Below are 5,264 nucleotides of genomic sequence, written 5' to 3' on the forward strand. Positions count from 1 at the left end.
ATAATCGGACGCAGATACCCAATACTAAACTGGAGGGACAAAATTGTTCCTCTAATCTAAAAAGGGGTGCTGCCGAATGAATCGATCCGCATGGATTTCAACGTTAATGAGATCAAATATTCCTCAAAACATGATGAAAACGTTCGGATATAAAAGAAAAAGGAATCGCTCCATGACCTATTCTTTGATGGGTGTCGCAGTAAGTGCTGCAGCAGCCTATTTATTTAAGAATCGAATGGGCGGAATGAGGCAGCTTTTCCAAAACACCGATAAGCAAGCAGGATTTAATAGACCGATCTCTCCTGGGTTGACCGAATTCGCGAAGGAAATCACTTCAGGAATGGACACTAAAATGAGTGGTTCAAGCACTGGAGGAACAGGTTTCCATTCAACAACTTCTACAAGTCCGGAGAGCAGCCAAATCATCAATCAAATTGCCTCCACAGTAAAAGAAACAGGGAATGGCCAGCAAGTAGATGAACTGGCAAACAAGCTGATTAAAAACAACTTGTAAAACCGAAAGCCCGCTTATATAGCGGGTTTTTTGTTGAATAACTTTCCCTGTCAAAAATTCATATTTCATTAAAATATTAGTCCATATTCCCCTTGAGTTTACAAATGTTTAGGTAAGGTGGCATATAACTCAAAAATTACAACAAGATTAAACTTATGTTTCAACAATGTTACAGACTTTACATAGAAAAGGAAAAAAGAGCCTTAAATTCCTTATATTAATAAGGTTTAAGGCTCTTTTTTCTTTGAAAACGATATTATTACCAAAGGAAAACTATTCCTATGCAGGCAAATATTATAGATTCAAAACTAAATTGCTAGACACTAGTATGAATTTGTAACAGAAATCAAAGGAGTTGCTCAACATGAAAAAACAGATTTTGACGGTGGCTGCAACGGCCGGATTCTTATTTACCTCATTCAGTGGTTCTGCAAGCGCACATGAAAAATTACATACTGTTCAATCAGGTGATTCTTTGTGGAAGCTTTCTCAAACATATAATGTTGCTATAAATGATATAAAAAGTTGGAATAAATTATCCACTAATACTATCTATGTAAATCAGAGACTTTCAGTCCTTGCACCGCACAGCCATACCTCAGCAACAAGCATAAGCACAAATACAACAGAAACTACTTATGTCGTTAAAACAGGCGATACTTTATGGGGAATATCAAAAACTTATCGTTTATCAATTACTGAACTAAAATCGTTAAATGATTTAAAATCCGATGCCATCTATCCAGGACAAAGGTTGAAGGTTTCAGGTGTGTCACCTATTACTGCAAGTGCATCGACATCAACCACATACATTGTCAGGAGTGGAGACAATCTATCTACCATTGCTGCTCGCCATAATTTATCGCTATCAGATTTAAAATCTATCAATAATCTTAACTCAGACTTAATTTATCCTGGCCAAGTCTTGAAGTTGTCCGGAGCTGCTTCTGCTCCTGTCACAACGAATGTAGCAAACGCTACTGTGACGGCTACGTACTCAACAGCTTCTAAGGTAAACGCATTGATTACTGAAGCGAAAAAATATATCGGTGTCCCTTACGTTTGGGCAGGCAGTACACCCTCTGGTTTTGACTGCAGCGGATATTTGAATTATGTATACGCAAAGGTTGGAATCACGGTTCCACGCACCGTAGAAACAATTTGGAATGCAACAAAACCTGTTTCATCACTGCGGGCAGGGGATTTAGTATTCTTCGAAACGTATAAAATTGGCCCTTCACATGCAGGGATTTATATTGGGAACAATAAATTTATCCATGCTGGTACATCCAGAGGAGTTGAAATCAGTGACATGAACAATACCTACTGGAAGCCACGTTATCTTGGAGCAAAAACAACATTTTAAAATAGTCTTTAAGCTTTACCCAAAGCCTTTTACACTTAAACCTCCTTTCTGGAGGTTTTTTATCTTTATTGTATAAATTTATTATATCTTTATAAAAGAGGGGAAATTTTAGTTTAAATTTGTAAATACATCTGTTTTTGACGTATAATCCAATTAAAATCTTATTTATTAAAGTGCACTTGGAGAATTCGTACACTTTTAAATATCGTGTGCTTGTACATAGTGAATTCTGGTGAGTTTAATGATTTGGAGGCATAGATGAAGTGAGAATTCCTATATTAAAATTGAAAGATTATTTATTAGTTTCTATACAGGTTGAATTAGATGACCAAACTGTCCTTACTTTTCAGGAGGATTTGCTGAATAAAATTAAGGATACAGGTGCAAAAGGGGTTGTAATCGATCTTACTTCAGTAGATATGATCGATTCATTTATCGCAAAAGTTTTGGGTGATGTCATTGTCATGACTAGTCTTATGGGTACAAAAGCGGTGCTGACCGGAATCCAGCCTGCTGTTGCAATTACCTTGATTGAACTCGGCATAACATTGGATAATGTTCACACTGCCTTGGATCTTGAACAAGGAATTACGATATTAAGCCATTTGTTAGAGGGTTAGCCATATGACAGAACCAATTTTAATTAATATTAATAATGAATTTGATATAGTACTCGCCCGCCAAAAAGGGAGAGAAGTTTCAAAGGAACTGCAGTTTGGCGGAGTTGACCAGGCGAGAATCACGACTGCGATATCGGAGCTTGCGAGAAACATCTATCTTTACGCGGGCACCGGACAAATTACGATCAGTGTGTTGGAAGAGAGCGGCAGAAAAGGAATTCATATTTCAGCTGTCGACAATGGTCCGGGCATAAATGATATCCGCATGGTTTTGCAAGATGGATATTCAACTTCGGGTGGGCTAGGTGCAGGACTCCCAGGCGTTAAACGTTTAATGGACAGTTTTGACATTGATTCCATGCCAGGAACTGGAACAACAATTTCTATTATTAAATGGGCAAGATAACCGGTAAGGAATATGAAGTTTAAGAAAATCCATCATGTTGCAGTTATATGTTCTGATTATGAAAAATCCAAGGATTTTTACATAAACGTTCTCGGGCTTAAGGTGATCTCAGAGGTCTATCGAGAAGATAGACATTCATATAAACTTGATTTAGCTGTAGGAAATCACTGCCAAATCGAATTATTTTCCTTTCCAGATGCCCCTGAGCGGCCAAGCTATCCCGAAGCAGCCGGTCTGAGGCATCTCGCTTTTGAAGTTGAAGATGTGCCTTCTTCAATAACAAAACTTAAAGCTTATGGGATTACAGTAGAACCTATAAGGTATGACCCTTTAACAAAAAAACAATTCACTTTTTTCGCAGATCCAGACGGACTGCCAATAGAATTGTATGAAGCTTGATTGTTACTTCCCCGAATCATTCTCCTTTCAAAAAGAATCATCAAGCAAATCCAATAAGTACATTTCAAAATATATCAATAAAAAAGGATGCTCTGCTGCTCGCGGAACATCCTTTTACTTTTTAAACAGTCCATTGTTTCAAAACCTGCTGTCGTGCAGTTTCAATGATTTCTTCCTCTGGAGTTTCACGCTCAGCAATCACATTGGTCAAATAATTTTTGCCCATTAAATCTACTGTTACAGTCACTTCTCTCATCTCACATTTTCCTTTCTGATTTTGTTTTATCATGATGATTTAAATAAAATTACCATGTTATTCTAATTACCAACTTCAGTGTAAGAATAAACATTTGGGACAAGGAGTAGAGGGGAAAAATACAATTAAATTACGAACACATACTATAGAGCTGAAACCGTCTTTCAAGAAAATAGGAGGAGTATAGATTAATGATTCCGACATAACTGCATAAAGAAGATTTTGATGTCAATAATGGTCAAAGCGGTTATCTATTTACTGAAAGGTAGAGCGTATTAACCTTATGAGAATTGCTGTCCAAATTAACAGAGGGCATGTCATCACTTTATAAGCATGTTTATGATATACTACCCATAATTGCATTACGAAAGGGAGAGAATATGAAAGCTTTAGGCTCTTTACCGAATACAGTCCCCGCTGAGAATATACTAGAAAGCATCGGAGAGAATATTTTAATTGCGGATACTTCTTATAATGTCGTATGGATGAATCCTTCTGCTGCTAACCTTTTATCGCATATAGTGCCTTTATTCGGCTTAGAAAAAGTTGAAAATATCCTCGGTTTGAATATGTCCTTTTTTCATATAACTCCATCAAGACAAGAGAATATCATGAGTAGCTTAACATCAACCCACAGAGCAAGAATTCATATTAAGGATACGTTTGTCGCAGATATTATTATCACCCCGGTCCGTTCGGATAATGAAATACATGCATATATCGTAATGCTTATGGACGTGACGACGACTGCTGAAGAAGAATGGCGCAAGGAGAGGCTGATCAAGGCGTTATCTGTTCCAATCATGCAAATTTGGGACAGCGCTATTGCAATTCCGTTATTTGGCGATTTTGACCTTGACAGAGGCGAGCTGCTTTTGAACAGGGTTCTGCAATATACAGTTGAACATCGTATCAAATATGTTTTAGTTGATGTTAGTGGACTTACAGAGTGGAATAATGAAACAGGATCATATATCAAAAAGTTAGGAGATACAGTGCGAATCATTGGTGCAGAATGCTATATAGCTGGTATATCTCCAGAAGCTGCAATTTCATTTTCTCAGTTCGATTTTAATTACCCTACATTCGCAAGTATACAGACCGGTCTACTCAAGGTTTTAGAGAATGAAAACAAATCACTTGGCTAAAGCTTGATAAGTTTTATTTCACCATCAATGACACATATACAACGATTCAGACATGAAACTGGTCTTGTTTTGTGACAGGCACCTTCCAAATAATTGGAGGGTGCCTGTTACTTTTATTATAAAAAAAGAAGGAAAAATTTTACTGTAAGTCGAATAGATTAAAAGAGAAAAGAGAGATTAGAAAAAGGGGATCGATTGTTTTGAGAGAACACAATGCAGACCGTGCAGGGAGCATATTGGTAACTACAGCAGTTATCTTGCTTTTTGCCTCTGTACCAATTGGTATATTCCTAGTTGCATTTGTACACCAGTCCTTTTATTTAAAGAAATCCTACTGGTTTTTTGACACTCCAATGTCATCCTATGTCATCATGGTAGCAATGTTCCTGATCATACCAGTACTATTGATATTCATTGCCATATATTTATTCAAGTCATATGAATCAAAAAAACGGAGCTTGATTTTAACTTTTTCAACTTTGATCACCATCTTAATTACCGGTATTGGCGGTTACCTTAGCCTTGATAATTATTTTTATATGGATAAGACAGGTC

The 5,264-nt window shown here is 37.0% G+C and carries 8 protein-coding genes; 7 read left to right on the forward strand and 1 reads right to left on the reverse strand.

Annotated elements, in window-relative coordinates; all coding sequences use genetic code 11:
* Positions 1-76 precede the first annotated feature (76 nt).
* From WB217_RS11880 to WB217_RS11900, 5 genes are all read left to right on the forward strand, one after another.
* Complete coding sequence (locus tag WB217_RS11880; protein ID WP_423993434.1) at positions 77-514, forward strand: hypothetical protein; 438 nt, start codon at positions 77-79, stop codon at positions 512-514.
* Between the two features lie 364 nt (positions 515-878).
* Entirely contained in the window at positions 879-1,880 is a 1,002-nt protein-coding gene (locus tag WB217_RS11885) for a LysM peptidoglycan-binding domain-containing protein (protein ID WP_423993435.1), read from the forward strand.
* Between the two features lie 263 nt (positions 1,881-2,143).
* Positions 2,144-2,500 carry an STAS domain-containing protein gene (locus WB217_RS11890; protein ID WP_207502818.1) on the forward strand — a complete coding sequence of 119 codons (357 nt, stop codon included), beginning with the start codon at positions 2,144-2,146 and terminating at the stop codon, positions 2,498-2,500.
* Positions 2,501-2,504: 4 nt separating this feature from the next.
* Positions 2,505-2,906, forward strand: coding sequence for an anti-sigma regulatory factor (locus WB217_RS11895; protein WP_423993436.1), 402 nt, complete (start codon positions 2,505-2,507; stop codon positions 2,904-2,906).
* 12 nt (positions 2,907-2,918) lie between these two features.
* Positions 2,919-3,305, forward strand: a complete 387-nt coding sequence (locus tag WB217_RS11900; protein WP_423993437.1) for a VOC family protein — start codon at positions 2,919-2,921, stop codon at positions 3,303-3,305.
* A gap of 121 nt (positions 3,306-3,426) precedes the next feature.
* On the opposite strand, the gene WB217_RS11905 is transcribed toward WB217_RS11900, so the two are convergent.
* Positions 3,427-3,561, reverse strand: coding sequence for a BA3454 family stress response protein (locus WB217_RS11905; protein WP_423993438.1), 135 nt, complete (start codon positions 3,559-3,561; stop codon positions 3,427-3,429).
* A gap of 380 nt (positions 3,562-3,941) precedes the next feature.
* Here WB217_RS11905 and WB217_RS11910 point away from each other — a divergent pair, with 380 nt between their 5' ends.
* Together WB217_RS11910 and WB217_RS11915 are read left to right on the forward strand one after the other, a co-directional pair.
* A complete protein-coding gene (locus WB217_RS11910; protein ID WP_423993439.1) occupies positions 3,942-4,709 on the forward strand; it encodes an STAS domain-containing protein in 768 nt (255 codons plus the stop codon).
* 200 nt (positions 4,710-4,909) lie between these two features.
* On the forward strand, positions 4,910-5,264 hold a 355-nt coding region (locus tag WB217_RS11915), incomplete at its 3' end, for a hypothetical protein (RefSeq protein ID WP_423993440.1).

The sequence above is a fragment of the Mesobacillus sp. genome, assembly GCF_049588175.1.
In the GTDB taxonomy this organism is placed as follows: Bacteria; Bacillota; Bacilli; order Bacillales; family Cytobacillaceae; genus Mesobacillus.